Consider the following 17,503-nt stretch of genomic DNA (forward strand, 5'->3'; position numbering starts at 1 on the left):
AAACCGGGCTCAATGTGTGTAAAATATAGAGAGTGGAGTGATAACCATGAGAATCGTACTTCTCTCCGGAGGATCAGGCAAGAGGTTATGGCCCTTATCCAACGATACGAGATCGAAGCAGTTCTTGAAAGTACTGGAGGGCCCTGAAGGGCAGACGGAATCCATGGTTCAACGGGTATGGAGGCAACTGCAGCATACGGGATTAAGCGAACAGGCCACGATTGCAACGAGTAAGCCACAGGTGGAGATTTTACGGAGTCAACTGGGCGATGAGGTTGATCTTGTCGTAGAGCCGGAACGTAGAGATACCTTTCCCGCGATTGCCTTGGCGGCTGTCTATCTGTACTCGGTACAGGGTGTCAGTCTGAACGAAACCGTTGCTGTACTTCCTGTTGACCCATATGTGGAGGAGTCCTTTTTCTATAAAGTTACGGAGCTTGAAGGAGTATTGGATGAGTCTGGTGCTGAGCTCGCATTAATTGGGGTAAAACCCACGTATCCTTCAGAGAAATACGGATACATTATTCCAGATCAACATGAAGCCGAAAAACACAACCATTACGCCAAAGTATCACGTTTTCAAGAAAAACCCTGTGAGACTGAAGCGGCAGAGATGATAGAGCAATCTGCCCTTTGGAATTGCGGGGTTTTTGCATTCAAGCTGAACTATCTGATTAATCTGCTGATCTCACTTGAACTTCCAATACAGTATGAAGAGATGCTCAAACAATACGGAAGATTACAGAAAATTAGCTTTGATTATCAAGTAGTCGAAAAAGCTAGTCACATTGTGGTTACACCTTATGAGGGATATTGGAAAGATCTCGGCACATGGAATACGCTGACGGACGAGATGAGTACCCATATTGTGGGCAAAGGTGTAATGACGAACAGCTCGGTAAACACACATCTGATCAATGAGTTGAATATTCCGGTGTGTGTGCTGGGAGTATCCAATCTTATTGTTGCGACCAGTCCGGATGGAATTCTGGTCAGTGAGAAAGAGGCAAGTCCACAGATTAAAGAGATTCTTAAGGATGATACTCAACGTCCTATGTATGAGGAACGCCGCTGGGGTTGTTACAAAGTGCTTGATTACACGCGTAATGCCAGAGGAGAAGAGGTATTAACCAAACGGATTATTGTTGGGGCGGATAAGAATTTTTCTTATCAATACCATCTCAAACGAAATGAAGTATGGACAGTTGTTTCGGGTCAAGGCGAACTGATTCTAGATGGTGAACTGAGATTGCTTAATCAAGGGGATGTCATTTCCATTCTGGCAGGTAGTAAACACAGTGTAAAAGCCGTAACCGAACTTGAAATCATTGAAGTTCAGATGGGCAGTGAACTGGTGGAAGAGGATATCGTGCGAATAGAGATGGAATGGACAGATATTATCCAAAATTGCGTGAATTGGGGGGAAACAAGATGAATATTGCGGTGATTGGAACAGGGTATGTAGGTCTTGTATCGGGAGTATGCTTTTCGGAGATCGGCAATCAGGTCATCTGTGTGGACAACAATGGGGCCAAAGTAGAGATGCTCAACGAGGGTAACGTTCCCATTTATGAGCCTGGCCTCAAAGAGTTGATGGTTTCCAACATGCAAGCAGGCAGGCTATCCTTCACCTCCAATATTGCTGAAGCAATTAGCCAGTCGGATATTATCTTTATCGCTGTAGGCACTCCATCTCTTCCGAGCGGCGAAGCCAACCTGAGCTATGTGGAGCAAGTAGCTATAGAGATTGGAAGTCACATTGAGAGCTACAAAATTATCGTGACCAAAAGCACCGTTCCTGTAGGCACCAATGATCGTGTTCGCGAGCTGATTAGCAGTATTTCATCTCAGCCTTTCGATGTGGCTTCTGTTCCCGAGTTCCTGCGGGAAGGATCAGCGGTCAAAGATACGTTGAATCCTGACCGGATTGTCATTGGAACAAACAGTGATCGTGCGATTAAAACACTAAAGAAGCTTCATCGGCCGTTGACGGAGAATCTGATCATTACGGATATTCGATCAGCCGAAATGATTAAATATGCCTCCAATGCATTTCTCGCAACTAAAATCTCATTCATCAATGAAATCTCGAATATATGTGAAAAAGTAGGGGCTGACGTTACTCGGGTAGCCGAAGGCATGGGCTACGACAAGCGTATTGGAGCTTCCTTTTTGAAAGCAGGCATTGGTTATGGAGGCTCATGCTTCCCCAAAGATACACAGGCATTAATTCAGATCGCAGGTATGGTCGATTATGATTTCAGACTGTTAAAATCCGTTGTCCAAGTAAATCAGGATCAACGCTTCCAAGTCATTCACAAACTGGAAGAGGCGCTGGGATCTTTAAAAGGAAAAACAATTGCAGTCTGGGGACTGGCTTTTAAACCGGATACAGATGACGTGCGTGATGCTCCAGCGATCGATATTATTCAGCATTTAAGTGATGCTGGAGCAGTAATCAAGGCCTATGATCCCATTGCGACTGCGAATTTCCGTAAAGAGGTAGATGTGGCCTCTATTTCGTGGGAAGAAAATCCACTTCAAGCTGCTGAAGGAGCAGACGCCTTGTGTGTGTTAACCGAATGGAAGGAATTTGCTCATATTGATTTGACAGAACTTGCCGAAATCATGAAGGATCCAATTATGATTGATGGTCGTAATTTGTATAGTGCTGAACAGGTTCAGGCATCTAATCTTCAATATTATTCTGTTGGTCGTCCAGGTTTGACGAAGCTGGAAGGGAAAGCGGCAGCCATTATTTAACTGCTATTCATCATCTTGAATGTGAGTGAGGACGAACCCATGAAAAAGTGGATGAAAGTTACCATTTGGATTGTTTCCTTTTTTGTAGTTGTTGTGTTTGGGTATGCCATGTATCTCTACCAATCTGTTAAATCAACCGCTGACCAAATATATGAGCCCCGAAATCCTGTAAAGCCCGTCTCGGTCACAGATACCAGAGGTGGGCTACCGGTGGACATCAACAGCAAAGAGCCTTTTAATGCGCTTATTCTTGGCGTGGATGAGCGTCCGAATGATCGAGGGCGCTCGGATACGATTATCGTACTGAGTGTGAACCCCGGGAAAAAACAAGTGCTCATGTTTAATGTTCCAAGGGATACACGGACAGACATTGTGGGACACAATACTGTAGATAAGATCAATCATGCTTATGCCTTCGGAGGCGTGGACATGTCGGTAAACACTGTCGAGCAATTTTTGGGAGTCCCCATTCATTATTATATGAAAGTGGATATGGAGGGGTTTTCCAAAATCATTGACCTGGTCGGCGGTGTGGATGTAAACAATCCTTTTGCATTTGATTATGAGGGACAGCGTTATGACCAAGGGAATATTCATCTGGATGGTGTTGCTGCGCTCGGTTTTTCAAGAATGCGCTATGATGACCCAAAAGGAGATTTGGGTCGTAATGATCGACAGCGTGAGGTTCTGAAGCAGATGCTTAAGAATACGATGCAATTCTCCAGTGTACTTAATATCCAAAATATGCTTGATGAACTAGGTACTCATGTTAGAACGGATGTTACTTTTGATGAAATGAAGGAACTCCTCCTCGATTATCGTAATGATTTGGAGAATGTAGATACAGTGGAGATCCAGGGTAAAGGCGAAAAAATTAATGGGATTTATTATTACATCGTGGATCAGCAGGAAAGGGATCGCATTCACGGAATAATTGAAGAACATTTGGAGAAATAAACAGAAACAATGAAAGGCTTATGAAAGTGGTGAGAGCCTTGCTTATGGAGGAGGAGTACGGGAAACGAAGACATAAACATAGACGAAAACAACGACCTTATGTTTATATCTTGTCACTGCTGCTGATTGCGGCCTGGGTTCTGGTGATCTGGCACTTTTCGACACAATCGTATCAGCAGCAGACCATCCAGCCTTGGCTGCATAAGTGGTCTGAAAAAGTGAAGATTGGATTTGCATTACCTGATGTGCAATTCACATACGGTGAGCTTGATTATTCCTTAAGACAACGACCTTATGATTTTGTTGAGTTTATATTTCGGAAGAGTGCACATTTATTTGTATATGCTGTGTTGGCGATACTTATCTATGGTGGGCTGAGATACAGGAAAATGCGAATATTGGCTTGTATCGGTGCTGCCCTGACCGTAGTAGCAATGATCGCCTCCATTGATGAATATATTCAGCAGTTCAGCCCTAACCGGACGAGTTCGATCCGTGATGTTGGCGTGGATCTGCTTGGCGGATGTGGCGGAATTGCCCTATATATGGGGGCTAATGCCGTTTTCAGAAGATTCAGGTCTCCAAGAGGATCTTCAATCAAAAGAAAGTGATTTCCCAGGAAATGCTGCTCGTTAGTTCCAGCTTCTACTTGCCTGCTATCCATCATAAGTATGGAAGTAGGACAAGGGGGACGGGGCATGCTGCGAAGAAGGAACCGGAATGCATTACTTAAAAAGATCGGATTCATAGCACTTGTATTGCTGCTGTTGTGGCTCATCGGCAGAACCATCCCATATCTGTTTCTTGCGGATGCACCAGACGAAGCTGCTGCTCTTGCCGAAGAGTTTTACAAATATGAGCAGACGGGTGACTTCGGCAGTTCATGGGAGTTGTTTCACCCATTAATGAAAGAACGCTTTCCAAAAAGCGCCTATTTACAATCCAGAGCGCATATTTTCATGCAGCACTTTGGGGTGGAAACCTTTGATCTGGAGATGGAGAAGCCGGAACGGGAGTTTGACGTTACGGTAATTGATGGCGTTAAGCCATTTGCAGAGGCGTATCGCATTGGTGTTACCCAGAAGTTTACGGGAACCTTTGGTCAATTTAAAATCGTGCAGGATTGTTATATCGTAAAGGATGGGGACGATTGGACGCTGCTTTGGTATTATCCGAAGAATGGGGACAACGAGACCGAGCATGACAAAACTGATTGATAGTATTAACCCATACTATGAACCGGATTGTATCATTTGAACTTGAAAAGGCTCTATGAATGCGAGACTTTAGTCGCATTTATAGAGCTTTTTTTGCATTTCATTTCTTTTTAAACCTGTAAGGGGTTGACATTAGTCCCGGTGTCAAGTAAATTACGAGTTAGATACAAAATGTATCAAAATTCAGCGTCTAACGACAAATAACAGGGACTTCAATGCTCCTTGTGAGGGGAAGGAATATCATTGATCGAAACGGACCGCTTTTACTGTGTCAGTTGTGGGATGATTGTGTCGGTCGCTAGGGGCTCTGTCGAACTAAAGGAAGAGGACTGTGGAGGCAATCACGTATTTCGCACCGGATTTTATCGGAGTGAGATGCCGCTTGGATGCTGTGAAGCGTGTGTAGTTCATACGAAACGTCAGGGGAGATCCCAGTTTGCGGGACAATATACTAAAGATTATGATACACTGTGTTCATATGAGAAACGGGCATGATGTGAATGTCCGTCGATGAAGGAGGAAATGGAATGCAGCAGGAGCCGGTCGTCCGTCTTCAGGGCGTCAGTAAAATCATCTCCTCCCGATCATTGGTCAGTGACCTGACTCTGGATATTTCTCCGGGGCAGGTTTTTGGTTTTTTAGGACCCAATGGGGCGGGGAAAACAACAACGATTCGAATGATGGTGGGACTGATGTCCATTAGTAAAGGAGATATCATCATCTCGGGACACAGTGTAAAGAATGAATTTGAGCAAGCGGTAGCTCAGGTAGGGGCAATTGTCGAGAATCCGGAAATGTACAAGTTTCTGACCGGATACCAGAATCTCGTTCACTTTGCCAGAATGTCGCCTGGCATTACGAAAGAACGTATTGCCGAGACAATTGAACGTGTAGGGCTTACAGCCCGTATTCATGATAAGGTAAAGACCTATTCTCTGGGTATGCGTCAGCGTTTGGGCGTTGCCCAAGCCATATTACATAAACCCAAGCTATTGGTATTGGATGAGCCCACCAACGGACTTGATCCACAGGGAATACGGGAACTTAGGGATTATTTGCGTCAGCTCTGTCAGGAGGAAGGCATCACAGTCTTTGTATCCAGCCACTTGCTGTCGGAGATGGAATTGATGTGTGATACCGTTGCGATTATCCAAAATGGCAAATTGATTGATGTGAGAAATCTCAGAGCTGAGGCGGGAGCGGATGTACTTGCTGAAGTTGCTTTTGAGGTAAATGATGCATCACGTGCAGCTGAACTAATTAGCGAAGCTACAGTTCAGGGGAATGCCATTGTGATTCGTTTATCCCGTGAGCAGATTCCGGACTTGAATGCGAGGCTGGTCAGTGAAGGGTTTCAGGTATACGGTATCCGTAATGTAACCCATACGCTGGAAGAACAATTTTTGCAGGTGACTGGGGGCGGCAGCATTGGGTAATTTTGGCAATCTCATTATGAATGAAAATATGAAAATTTTCCGTCGTCCGCGTACCTGGATTATGTTATCCATTCTGGCATTGATCGCATTGTTGATGCCGGTTCTGCTTAATGAAGGCATGGGGTCCAGTGAGGTTCCCTACTGGCAAGCAGCGATTACAACCGTTCAGGTCGTCTTTTTCCTGAATACCATCTTCTGTGTGGTCATTGCTGCTGAAGCGGTGGCCGGAGAATTCACGTGGGGAACTATTAAACTACTGCTGATTCGTCCGTGGTCACGCAGCAAAATACTGGCATCCAAATATTTGACCGTGATTGGATTCAGTATTCTGAGTACGTTACTCGTTGTTATTCTGGCAACCGTAATGTCGTATATGCTGTTCTCCCATTCCGTAACTCAGGATGGAAGCGGTGCTTCTGCATCACATGCATTTGCACTATGGGGATATCTGTACGTGGACTTGTTTATTACACTCGCTATTGCTTTTATGGTCTCCTCCGTGTTTCGTTCGGGAGCTCTGGCAATCGGTTTGTCTCTATTTATCATGTTTACACAGAATTTGTTCTCATTAATCTTCAATCCCGTTCGTTACGAATGGGCCAAGTATGTTCTGTTCAATAACATGGACCTCAGTCGATACATGGGTTCAGAAACGGACTTTGGATTACTTGGTGGAGGCAATGCAGGCATGACACTTGGTTTTTCTGTTGCCGTGCTAGCTGTATATTATGTCATTTTCATGGTGATCTCATGGGTTGTATTCAACAAAAGAGATGTGGCAGGCTAATCGCCTGCCTCTTTTTTTTGCCCAATTTCTCCTTCAGTGTGGAAAAGAGAGTATATTCAGCATCCGCTGTGGCATGACTAGCATTTAAGGGTACATATAATAATACATGAGAATGCGGCTTGGAATGGAACACGCTGCCTAAGCTGAAGTAAGTTGCAATACATACATATTATCGCCGCAGTCGTATTTGGCAGAGCAGCGTATGGAGGGATCACGTTTCTTGATAAACAACAAGTTTTACCGTGTATGCACAGCGATTATTTTGCTGCTGCTCATCGTGTATTTGGGGGATAAAGTCAACTTTATTTTCAGCCCCCTGACCTCGCTGATTCACATCATCATCATTCCGCTGCTGATTGCCGGTTTCTTCTATTATTTGCTGCGTCCGCTCGTCGACTATATGGAACGGCACAAAATGAAGCGTGCACTGTCAGTCCTTATCATTTACGTGGTGATCGCGCTGATCCTGGCAGGATTCAGTGTGCTTGTATGGCCTTCACTGCGTGAGCAACTGTTGAATTTTGTGGAGAATGCCCCGGTACTGGTTACTTCGCTCAGTGATCAGTTGGCTGAATTCGAAAGAAGCGGTTTCCTTTCAAAGTATCTACCTGAGGATTCCGACCTGTTCTCGCGCTTCTCCGATTTTCTGAGTCAAGGGATTGCCCAGGTAACTGATTATGTATCCGGGTTATTCTCGGTCGTATCCAATCTGGTTATCATTCTGGCGACGTTCCCGATCATGCTGTATTACATGCTCAAGGAAGGTAGCAAATTCGGAACCAATCTCACACTGTTGCTCCCGAGACGTTACCGTAAGGATGGAGAAGAGACGGTCCATGAAATCGATGAAGCTTTAAGCAGCTATATTGTAGGACGTGTCATTGTTAATGTAGCTCTGGGCATTCTGATGTACATTGGTTTTCTCATCTTGGGTTTGCCTTATGCGTTACTGCTAACCGCCGTATCCATTATTCTGAACTTTATCCCTTATGTGGGGGCTTTGCTCGCTGCTATTCCGGTTGTCATTGTCGGGTTTATTGAATCACCTTCGATGGCCATCTGGTCACTGGTCATCATTGTGATTGCACAGCAAATTCAGGATAACCTGATCTCACCTTACGTCTATGGCAAGCAGCTCGATATTCATCCACTGACTACCGTTATCTTATTGCTCGTGGGTGCGGACCTGGGAAACATCCTGGGTATGATTATCGTTATTCCGTTATATATGATCCTGAAAATTATCGTTCGCAAAATCCATTATCGGATTGTCGAAGATAAGACTGAACTTTGAATGGAATTTGAAATACAACTCTGTCATGTGCCTCCACTAATGTTTGCTCTTGAATCACATAGATAAACTCATCAGGGGATAAGCCGCATATCAATGGTGAAGGGTCAGGTAAACATGCCCTCGCGATGGATATGCGGCTTTATTCATAATAAACGACACAAAATGTGGGTGAGCCAAAATAACTCATATACTCGTGATATAAACTCCTGAATCAATCCCCCTTGTACACACACTTTATTATTTCCATACTTATTGCCCATTCATGTTCTATCTGTTATACTTGATATATAACAGAAGACGAAGAGAAGGTGAACTCTTGATTATTCAACTGGATATGCAATCCGAACTTCCCATCTATTCGCAACTTGTTTATCAAATTATTGAAGGCATTGCTAGTGGCGAGTTACAGCTAGGTGAGGCGTTACCTTCGGTTCGGAATTTGGCAGCAGATATTGGTGTTAACCTTCATACGGTCAACAAGGCTTATACACTACTCAAGCAAGATGGATACATTCTAATTCATAGACAAAAGGGAGTCGTAGTGAACCCTGATGGAATGCCTGATTTAACGGATGATTTTTTGAAAAAGCAGCAGAGAGAATTAAGACCGATTATTGCCGAAGCGATATGTCGCGGAATGACCAAAGAGGAACTATCTGCGGTATTAGACCAAATGTATGATGATGTAAAGATGGGTGACAACAAAGAATAAAGAATCAAGGGAGTGTTATGTATGCAAGTATTTAGTATATTACCTATCATTTTAATCTTTGCTCCATTAGCCCTACTTCTATCCTTTACACCATATGTGACAAGGGAAAGAATTAGCTTTGGGGTTACGATAAGTGAATATAATTACTACACACCAATCTTACGTAAGCTACGGATTACGTTTGCTACAGTAAGTCTGATCGGAAACGGGATGGTTATACTTGTCTGTCTGTATTTACTCCGATCTGCTAATGAAGAGTCTACCGCAATGATCACCGGTGTTTTCACAATGATATTCATTGTGTTCTGGGCAGCACTAAATATATTATTTCATTTCAAGATGAAAAAGATAAAGGGAACACTTACAACTGTAGAAGCACCTCAAAGGGTTAAAATCGATACCACCTTCCGCCAAAATAAACTCACCTATTCCAACTATTGGTTTCTCATTCACATTGCTATTATTGTAGCCATTGCGATCATTTCAATCTTGAATTATAAGTCACTACCTAACGTCATTCCAATAAAATATGATCTTCAGGGCAATGTCACTTCCAGTGTGCCTAAAACCTACCTTTCGGTATTGGCTATTAATCTTGTACAGCTAGGAATCATTGCACTTATGATGTTGGTGAACTGGAGTATTAAAACAAGCAAACAACAGCTTACCACTTCTGATCCAGCCCAATTTGCTGCTAAAAATATTCAATTCCGCCGTAAATGGTCCCTATTTACGATGATAGCAGGGTTGCTTCTTACCATTTTATTTGCCTTCATTCAGATGAATATGTTTGTCCTGAATCTGGTCTTGTTAACAGGTATTAGCTTCATTATCCCTGTCGTGATCGTTATAGGCGCTGTATGGCTGTCTCTCACAGGCAGACAAGGCGGTGGGAAAATTCGGAATCATCAAGAGGATCGCGAAAGATCCATGGAGCAGCCTGTGAATGACGATGATAATTGGAAGCTTGGTTTTATTTACTTCAATGCCAATGATCCTTCTTTTACCGTAGAAAAGCGTTATGGAATAGGCTGGACTATTAACTTCGCTCGTCCACTATCTTGGGTCCTGTTGTTATTCATCATTGCTATTGTTGTTATAAGTAGAGTCCTGAGCCAATAAATGCTCATATATCTATGCATATAATAAAAATTGATTAGGAGGAGTTATTATGATGAACCATTGGAAAAAGCTATTACTTTCTCTTATTTCTGCATGTCTCATCCTACCGGTGGCATCCATCTCAGCAGCTGCTGAAAAACCCGCTGGTAGTGAAAATCTAGTTCCTATTCGTGAGATTGCAGAAAAGAATGGGGCAGAGGTATCTTGGCAACAAAAAACAGGACATATCACAATACGAAAAAATGAGCTTGCTATTGTTGTCAAGGTAGGGGAGAAACAGGCGATGGTGAATGGGCAAGTCGTACCCTTAGACAATCCTGTTCAGTTAACGAAAGGAGTTACCTTTATGGATGGGGGATTTCTTACCGAGACACTGAAGGCAGCACCTGAGGATATATTCATTTCACTTATTAGTGAGGGCAATGGCAAGGAAGCTGCGAAGTATGTTCATACCTCTGTTAGCGGAGTGTTGTCACCCACGTTGTTGAGTAAGCTATGGGCAGCATTAGAAGGTCAAAATGGCAAAATTACAAATAAAGCCATAGCTAAACACGTAGAGAATAACTCAGTGCATCGCAATGTGACCTATACTTATAAGACAGAACTTACTCGTTTAAATATTACGGTCAGAATGAATCATAACGGACTTGTGGATGACTTGTATATTGCCGCCGCTACTCCAAATGTTTATCAAAAACCAAGCTACGACGACCCCTCTGCCTATACAGAACAAGACATTACGGTTGGGCAGGGTGATTTAGCTTTACCAGGGACACTAACTTTGCCCAAGGGAGAGGGGCCTTTCCCAGTTGTAATTCTGGTACACGGATCCGGGGCTAGCAATCAAGATGCTGCCATTGGTGGTGCAAAGCCATTTCGCGATCTTGCGGTAGGTTTAGCTTCACAAGGAGTTGCTGTATTAAGATACGATAAGGTCACGTATGAGCATACCTATAAGGTTGCTTCACAGCCTAAATTTACATTGAAACAAGAAAGCGTAGATCAGGTAACCGATGCAGTAGAATTACTTAAAAAGAATACACATATTGATTCTACAGCGATTTTTGTGGCTGGACATAGTCAAGGCGGGTTTGCCTTACCGTTAATCATTGCTGAGGATAAACAACATGATATTGCAGGAAGAATACTACTTGCTGCACCAAGTAGTAGCTTTGTAGATGTGCTTACCGAGCAGCAGGACGAATTGATAGATCGGATGAAGCAGCTTGGTTTAGACACGGAGATCATGAAAGGACAAGCAGATTTTTATAAAAATGTTGCTGCAATAGTTAAAGATCCTAAATATTCTGTAGATCATCTTCCTGAGGCGTTTCCACTTCAACCTGCTTATTGGTGGTTTGAGCAGAGAGATTATGTGCCTGCGGAACTGGCTAAAACACAAAATACTCCTATGCTTGTTATACAAGGCGAAAATGATGTGCAAGTGTCTATGAATCAATTCCAAAACTGGAAATTGGCTCTTCAAGGTCATTCCAATGTAACGTACAATAGCTATCCAAAGGTAAACCATATTTTATCTAGCTATGATGGACTTTCGATTGGTCAAGAGTACGCTGAGCCATCTAATGTCTCCAAAGCCATTATCGATGATATTGCGAAGTGGGTATTAAATTCAAACTAAAAACGGGACGGTGAGTTCCATTCTTGTTGAGTGATCACATGGAAAGTGACATATTGAGTGGGAAATAATAAGAAGAGCACTTACCTATATAGGCAAGTGCTCTTCTTATTATAGATTGAAGTTGCTTTATTTAGCTCAATTAGGCCTCTTTCTCATCTTCATCGGCGTAGTCGGACATAGTCAGTGGTTCCTTCGGAACTACAGCGACTTTGTAGAAACGATTCTTATCTTTTTCCAGCAAAACAAAGGTCAGATTCTCGAACTCATATTCTTCCTGTTCATTCATCTCTGGACGATGACTATAGAGCCATCCACCGATCGTGTCCCATTCATCTGCATCCAGGTGGGACATAAACATGTCATTTACCTTGGACAAGGATACCTTGCCATCCATAATCACATAGTTCTCATTAATGACCTGAATTTCTTCCACTTCATCTGCGTCGAACTCATCCCGGATTTCACCGACGATCTGTTCAAGCACATCTTCAATCGTTACGATTCCGGAAGTACCTCCATACTCATCGACCAGCACGGCAATGTGCACGCCATCTTTCTGCATCTTCTTCAGCAGATCCTTAACCGGAGTTGTTTCGTGAACAGCCGATACAGGCTGAATCAGGGAAGATAGATCGACGGGTTCTTCGTTTCCGTATAATTCCAGGAAAAATTGTTTGGTATTAATGATACCGATAATATCGTCTTTGCTTTCATTGACAACTGGAAAACGGGTATATTGTTCTTGACGGATAATATCCAGATTTTCCTCGTTCGATCTATTCACATAAAGGCAGACCATATCAGTCCGGGGTACCATGATTTCTTTGGCAAGCATTTCATCAAAAGCAAAAATCCGGCTTACATATCCAAATTCGGCCTGATTGATTTTTCCACTCTCAAAGCTTTCATTGATAATAAACTGTAATTCTTCTTCCGAATGCGCATCTTCATGCTCGGATGCAGGTTTGATTCCGAACAACTTGACCAGTTGATTCGCTGAGCTGTTTAACAGCCAGATAAAAGGATACATAATTCGGTTAAACCAGATGATAGGTGTAGACGTCAGCAGAGCAACGGCTTCGGCTTTGCGAATCGCAATCGTTTTAGGGGCAAGTTCACCAACGACCACATGCAAATACGTGATGGCAACAAACGCAATAACAAACGACAAGAATGAAGAAACTGTCTCAGGCATGCTCATGCTTTCGAACACAGGGTGGAGAATTTTCTCAACCGTTGGTTCACCCAGCCAGCCCAGTCCCAGAGATGTAATCGTGATACCCAACTGGCAGGCGGACAAATATCCGTCCAGGTTGGCAACGGCTTGTTTGACAGCCAGGGCACGCTTGTTTCCTTCTGCAATCATTTGGTCGATCCGGCTTGGACGAATCCTCACCAATGCGAATTCCACCGCAACAAAAAACGCCGAAAATCCTATCAAAATCGCAACCAATACTAAATTTAACGCATACCTCTCACTGTCCATTAACTAGTCTTCTCCTTTAAGTAATAAGTTTTTAACGAATATTATATCTAATTTTACGTAAGAAGACCACCTTCCGATCAAGAAAAGAGGAAGAGTCTGGAAGGCGAAGTGTGCGAAATGGCGATGGAGTGCCGATCCGCTGACTTGAAAGAATCATATGTAGAAGGGAACACAGTCAGAATATACAACATCAAATTATGGACTGAAATGGCTTGGTGCCTTTGCCGATCAGCTTTGTATGTAAAATTTTATCTAAGCAAACGTTACGAACAGGGCATACATTGGGTATCTAATGATTAGCTAAAGGCTTTATCGTCAAAGCTTGTACAGTGAGAGAGAACGGCAGGGTTACACCTTGCCATGAGGAGGAAGCCGAATGTTTTGGCTGGTCATTATATTGCTCGTATTTACTTTTCAGGCAGCCACTATTCTGTTGCTGGAATTCCGCAATCCGGCGAAAGCTGTGGCATGGCTTTTTATTTTATTCTGTGTACCCTTGATTGGCTTTGTCGTGTATTATTTTGTCGCCCAGGACTACAACAAACGCAAGAAGGTACGTAAGGGCGGTTCGCGTATCTTTCGGGAAATACGGGAAACGATCTGGGAGCAGGCTCATATTGTTGAGCATGCTGATCAGATGTCGGGCAGTCGATACACCCACCAGCACCGTTTGTTCAACATGCTGTCACACCTGTCTGAGAGCCCAATTACAGGCTGCAACCGGAGTCAAGTACTTACGAATGGTGAAGAGACATTTGAAGCCATGTTGAGGGCAATGGAGCAGGCAAAGCACCATCTGCATGTTGAATTTTATATTTTTCGGGATGATGTCATCAGTACAAAATTTCAGGACGTGATGATTCGCAAGGCGAAAGAAGGCGTCAAAGTGCGGTTGATTTGCGATGGACTCGGCAGTCACAAGATGAGTTGGAGCTTTATCCGCAAATTTCAGGATGCAGGAGTGGAGTTTCATTATTTTCTGCCACCGCTCATTGCAACGATTGACCGAAGGGTGAACTACCGGAATCACCGTAAAATTGTTGTGGTGGATGGAAGGATTGGATTTGTGGGTGGTATTAATATAGGAGATGATTATCTCGGACAATATCCGGAGGTTGGATTCTGGCGTGATACCCATGTACAGATCGAGGGGGATGCCGTATATTTCCTGCAAAATACGTTCTTGAACGACTGGAAGCTCGCTTCCGGCGAGCAGATTACTGAGCCTCAACTGACAGAACTGTTCCCGCCACATATTTGCAGCGGGAATGAGCGGATTCAGATTCTGGCCAGTGGACCGGATCAGGACTGGGATGCCATTCAGGAAATGTGCTTTGGGGCGATTTCTGTGGCATGCGAACGCATATACATCACAACACCCTATTTCATTCCCGATCCCGCATTGTACGAAGCGATCAAGACGGCTGCAGTCAGTGGGGTGGATGTGAAAATCATCATTCCGTATCAATCGGATTCCCGGCTTGTGCATCTGGCTTCTATGTCCTATGTGGAAGAATTGTTGCGTGCGGGAGTGAAGTTTTATCAATATCGCAAAGGTTTTGTGCATGCCAAGGTCTTGATTGTGGATGATTTGCTTGCGACGGTAGGCACAGCCAATATGGATATGCGCAGTTTTTTCTGCAATTTCGAGTTGACTGCCGTATTGTTCGAGATGTCATCTATGGAGAGACTGACCGAAGACTTTGAACGTGATCTGGACCAATGCAGTCAGATTGAGGTGAAGGTGTTTCAGCAGCGTTCACGGTGGCAAAAAGGGGCAGAAATGCTTTCTCGCATGCTTTCTCCGCTGCTTTAGCCGTTATAGGGCGGATTTATCAAGATAAGTTCACTTTTTGTGAATTTATCTTCTTTTTGCTAACTATTTTGCTCAAATTTGATCTTTTATGATATAATGTTTATATAAATTATGTCTTGGCGAAGGAGGGGAGTCTGCGGGAAAACAGGCTCCCTTTTGCTCTCTTTTGGAAGTGTCAACCGGAATTAAGACAACCTTGAATACATTTCATATAGCCTTTAGGTGCTTTTATAACGGGGTGCATAGAGCTTTGGAACGGTGTTGTTCCTCTGTATGCAGGGTTCCTCTTAGGTACTTAAATGATTTATGAAATGGATTCACATATTGATCAAAACGGGGGGGATACCATGTCCAATGTATCGGTTAAAGAACTAACATCCAAGCCGGACCGCAATGTTAAGAGCTCGGTGTTTTCATTGAAGCTTCTGCAGCGCATTGTGATGATTCTGGTCGGTGCTGCACTGATGGCTGTGTCACTCGAAGTATTTCTCGTGCCAAATGGCGTTATTGATGGGGGAATAACAGGGATCTCGATTATGGTGTCAGAGCTTACACATCTGCCACTCGGAATTTTCCTAACCTTGCTTAACTTGCCTTTCCTGATTCTGGGGTATAAACAAATTGGTAAAACGTTTGCGTTATCTACACTGCTCGGGATCGTTGTGATGTCCATTGGAACGTCATTGTTACACCATGTTCCTGCACTGACGCCAGGTGAACCACTGCTTGGAGCGGTATTTGGCGGATTGATCTTGGGTGTTGGTGTTGGTCTCGTCATTCGTTCTGGCGGTTCACTGGATGGTACGGAGATTGTTGCTATTCTGCTTAGCGAGAAGTCACCATTGTCCGTAGGTCAGATCGTACTGTTCATTAACGTATTTATTTTTGCTGGTGCAGGTTTTGTATTTGGCTGGCCAAACGCCCTGTATTCCATGATTGCTTATTATATTGCAATGAAGATGATTGATATTGTGAATGAAGGATTGGATCAATCCAAATCGGTATGGATTATTAGCGAGAAGTATCGTGATATTGGGTCAGCCTTGACCGACCGTCTTGGCCGTGGTGTCACTTTCCTGGATGGAGAGGGCGGCTTCAGCGGAGACGAGAAGAAAATTATCTTTGTCGTTATTACCCGTTTGGAAGAAGCTAAGTTGAAGTCCATTGTTGAAGATTGGGACCCACATGCCTTTGTGGCGATTGGTAACATCCACGATGTGAAGGGCGGACGTTTCAAGAAAAAAGGTATACATTAGCGAATCTCATCGCGCGTAAACGAAAAAATAGCCGGTACCCTTGGTTTGAGGGTACCGGCTATTTTTGTTTTAAATGCTGGATAATCAGTTCAACAGGTTGGGGTTCAACAGCTGCGATCAGATCCCCGGTCTGTATCAGGCGTTCCACGATGTTCATCAAGTGGTAATCCTTAATCGATACGTTGTTCCGAACCTCATCCCATGTGAGCGGAGTAGACACCGTACCGCCTGGTTTGGCGCGGGGAGTGTAGGGAGCTGCGAGCGTTTTGCCACCGTAATGCTGAAGGTAATCAAAATAAATACGGTCCCCCCGGTCTTTTTTTAGTCGTTCCAGTGTAAATAGATTCGGATGTTTTTGAGTCACGTATTTGCCTACAAAATAACCGATGTCCCTTAATTCATCGAAGGTTACACCTTGGCGGATCGGAACAATAATCTGGATACCTGTGGCACCGGAGGTTTTCGGTACCGATCTCAGACCCAGCGAGGTCAGCGTTTCCCCCACGATCAGGGCTGCCTGCATGATGCGAGGCTCTTCTTCCTGTGAAGGATCGAGATCAATCATCCACTCGCAAGGCAGGTGGCTGCCTATGGCATGCAAGGAAGGATGAAACTCCAGCGCGGCCAAATTGCCAAGCCATAGCAGATCAAGCAGGTCGTTCATCACCACATATCGTATCCCGTCATGCATCTCCGTTCGTACAAATTCGGGAACGGGCTCTGGTGCATTTTTCTGATAAAAAAACTCACCGCCTGCACCATGTGGATAACGTATCGTGGTGAGCAGTCGATTTCGGGTGTAAGTAAGTAGATAGGGAGCCAGTGCAGCCAACTTTTGTAAATAGATGGCCTTGGTTACACCTGCTTCCGGCCATAACAGCTTGTCCGGATTGGTCACGGTAAGTTCCATTCCATTAATGGTTATGGTGCCTTTTATCGTGCGGGCCATGAAGAACACCTCCTGTGGTGAACAAGTATGATTTATAAATGGAAAGCCCTCTTACTATCTCAGGCG

At 43.9% G+C, this 17,503-nt stretch carries 15 protein-coding genes; 13 read left to right on the forward strand and 2 right to left on the reverse strand.

Annotated features, from left to right (window positions below; all coding sequences use genetic code 11):
- The first annotated feature begins 46 nt into the window (after nucleotides 1–46).
- The 11 genes from AMS66_RS25540 (at nucleotide 47) to AMS66_RS25590 (ending at nucleotide 11,930) form a co-directional block, all read left to right on the forward strand.
- Nucleotides 47–1,435: a sugar phosphate nucleotidyltransferase gene (locus AMS66_RS25540; protein WP_053783454.1), complete on the forward strand. Its 1,389-nt coding sequence runs from the start codon at nucleotides 47–49 to the stop codon at nucleotides 1,433–1,435.
- Nucleotides 1,432–2,763, forward strand: a complete 1,332-nt coding sequence (locus AMS66_RS25545) for a UDP-glucose dehydrogenase family protein (RefSeq protein ID WP_053783455.1) — start codon at nucleotides 1,432–1,434, stop codon at nucleotides 2,761–2,763. Before AMS66_RS25540 ends, AMS66_RS25545 begins: the two co-directional genes overlap by 4 nt.
- A 39-nt stretch (nucleotides 2,764–2,802) precedes the next feature.
- The gene (locus tag AMS66_RS25550; protein WP_053783456.1) at nucleotides 2,803–3,720 is read left to right on the forward strand and encodes an LCP family glycopolymer transferase; all 918 of its coding nucleotides are present in this window, start codon (nucleotides 2,803–2,805) and stop codon (nucleotides 3,718–3,720) included.
- 20 nt (nucleotides 3,721–3,740) lie between these two features.
- Nucleotides 3,741–4,331, forward strand: coding sequence for a VanZ family protein (locus tag AMS66_RS25555; RefSeq protein ID WP_053783457.1), 591 nt, complete (start codon nucleotides 3,741–3,743; stop codon nucleotides 4,329–4,331).
- An 87-nt stretch (nucleotides 4,332–4,418) separates the two neighbouring features.
- Nucleotides 4,419–4,937, forward strand: a complete 519-nt coding sequence (locus tag AMS66_RS25560) for a hypothetical protein (RefSeq protein ID WP_053783458.1) — start codon at nucleotides 4,419–4,421, stop codon at nucleotides 4,935–4,937.
- Nucleotides 4,938–5,464: 527 nt separating this feature from the next.
- Complete coding sequence (locus tag AMS66_RS25565; RefSeq protein ID WP_053783459.1) at nucleotides 5,465–6,373, forward strand: ABC transporter ATP-binding protein; 909 nt, start codon at nucleotides 5,465–5,467, stop codon at nucleotides 6,371–6,373.
- Nucleotides 6,366–7,160: an ABC transporter permease gene (locus AMS66_RS25570; protein WP_053783460.1), complete on the forward strand. Its 795-nt coding sequence runs from the start codon at nucleotides 6,366–6,368 to the stop codon at nucleotides 7,158–7,160. Before AMS66_RS25565 ends, AMS66_RS25570 begins: the two co-directional genes overlap by 8 nt.
- A 220-nt stretch (nucleotides 7,161–7,380) precedes the next feature.
- Nucleotides 7,381–8,454, forward strand: a complete 1,074-nt coding sequence (locus tag AMS66_RS25575) for an AI-2E family transporter (protein WP_236703628.1) — start codon at nucleotides 7,381–7,383, stop codon at nucleotides 8,452–8,454.
- 316 nt (nucleotides 8,455–8,770) lie between these two features.
- Nucleotides 8,771–9,166 (forward strand): GntR family transcriptional regulator, encoded by a 396-nt coding sequence (locus tag AMS66_RS25580; protein WP_053783462.1) that lies wholly within the window; start codon nucleotides 8,771–8,773, stop codon nucleotides 9,164–9,166.
- Between the two features lie 21 nt (nucleotides 9,167–9,187).
- A complete protein-coding gene (locus AMS66_RS25585; RefSeq protein WP_053783463.1) occupies nucleotides 9,188–10,288 on the forward strand; it encodes a DUF1648 domain-containing protein in 1,101 nt (366 codons plus the stop codon).
- Nucleotides 10,289–10,337: 49 nt separating this feature from the next.
- Nucleotides 10,338–11,930 carry an alpha/beta hydrolase family protein gene (locus AMS66_RS25590; RefSeq protein ID WP_236703629.1) on the forward strand — a complete coding sequence of 531 codons (1,593 nt, stop codon included), beginning with the start codon at nucleotides 10,338–10,340 and terminating at the stop codon, nucleotides 11,928–11,930.
- A 139-nt stretch (nucleotides 11,931–12,069) separates the two neighbouring features.
- Here AMS66_RS25590 and AMS66_RS25595 read toward each other — a convergent pair whose 3' ends face one another.
- On the reverse strand, nucleotides 12,070–13,416 hold the full coding sequence (locus AMS66_RS25595) for a hemolysin family protein (protein ID WP_053783464.1): 1,347 nt from the start codon (nucleotides 13,414–13,416) through the stop codon (nucleotides 12,070–12,072).
- Nucleotides 13,417–13,792: 376 nt separating this feature from the next.
- Between AMS66_RS25595 and cls the strand changes: the two genes are divergently transcribed.
- Nucleotides 13,793–15,232, forward strand: coding sequence for a cardiolipin synthase (gene cls / locus AMS66_RS25600; RefSeq protein WP_053783465.1), 1,440 nt, complete (start codon nucleotides 13,793–13,795; stop codon nucleotides 15,230–15,232).
- 311 nt (nucleotides 15,233–15,543) lie between these two features.
- Nucleotides 15,544–16,488: a YitT family protein gene (locus AMS66_RS25605; RefSeq protein WP_407944572.1), complete on the forward strand. Its 945-nt coding sequence runs from the start codon at nucleotides 15,544–15,546 to the stop codon at nucleotides 16,486–16,488.
- 58 nt (nucleotides 16,489–16,546) lie between these two features.
- On the opposite strand, the gene ligD is transcribed toward AMS66_RS25605, so the two are convergent.
- Nucleotides 16,547–17,437: a non-homologous end-joining DNA ligase gene (gene ligD / locus AMS66_RS25610; RefSeq protein ID WP_053783467.1), complete on the reverse strand. Its 891-nt coding sequence runs from the start codon at nucleotides 17,435–17,437 to the stop codon at nucleotides 16,547–16,549.
- Between the last annotated feature and the right edge of the window lie 66 nt (nucleotides 17,438–17,503).

The sequence above is a fragment of the Paenibacillus xylanivorans genome, assembly GCF_001280595.1.
In the GTDB taxonomy this organism is placed as follows: Bacteria; Bacillota; Bacilli; order Paenibacillales; family Paenibacillaceae; genus Paenibacillus; species Paenibacillus xylanivorans.

Excerpts from the sequence above, each read along its gene's own strand:
- AMS66_RS25540 (WP_053783454.1), top strand. The coding sequence starts at position 47 with ATGAGAATCGTACTTCTCTCCGGAGGATCAGGCAAGAGGTTATGGCCC.
- AMS66_RS25545 (WP_053783455.1), top strand. The coding sequence starts at position 1,432 with ATGAATATTGCGGTGATTGGAACAGGGTATGTAGGTCTTGTATCGGGA.
- AMS66_RS25550 (WP_053783456.1), top strand. The coding sequence starts at position 2,803 with ATGAAAAAGTGGATGAAAGTTACCATTTGGATTGTTTCCTTTTTTGTA.
- AMS66_RS25555 (WP_053783457.1), top strand. The coding sequence starts at position 3,741 with ATGAAAGTGGTGAGAGCCTTGCTTATGGAGGAGGAGTACGGGAAACGA.
- AMS66_RS25560 (WP_053783458.1), top strand. The coding sequence starts at position 4,419 with ATGCTGCGAAGAAGGAACCGGAATGCATTACTTAAAAAGATCGGATTC.
- AMS66_RS25565 (WP_053783459.1), top strand. The coding sequence starts at position 5,465 with ATGCAGCAGGAGCCGGTCGTCCGTCTTCAGGGCGTCAGTAAAATCATC.
- AMS66_RS25585 (WP_053783463.1), top strand. The coding sequence starts at position 9,188 with ATGCAAGTATTTAGTATATTACCTATCATTTTAATCTTTGCTCCATTA.
- AMS66_RS25590 (WP_236703629.1), top strand. The coding sequence starts at position 10,338 with ATGATGAACCATTGGAAAAAGCTATTACTTTCTCTTATTTCTGCATGT.
- AMS66_RS25595 (WP_053783464.1), bottom strand. The coding sequence starts at position 13,416 with ATGGACAGTGAGAGGTATGCGTTAAATTTAGTATTGGTTGCGATTTTG.
- cls (WP_053783465.1), top strand. The coding sequence starts at position 13,793 with ATGTTTTGGCTGGTCATTATATTGCTCGTATTTACTTTTCAGGCAGCC.
- AMS66_RS25605 (WP_407944572.1), top strand. The coding sequence starts at position 15,544 with ATGGATTCACATATTGATCAAAACGGGGGGGATACCATGTCCAATGTA.
- ligD (WP_053783467.1), bottom strand. The coding sequence starts at position 17,437 with ATGGCCCGCACGATAAAAGGCACCATAACCATTAATGGAATGGAACTT.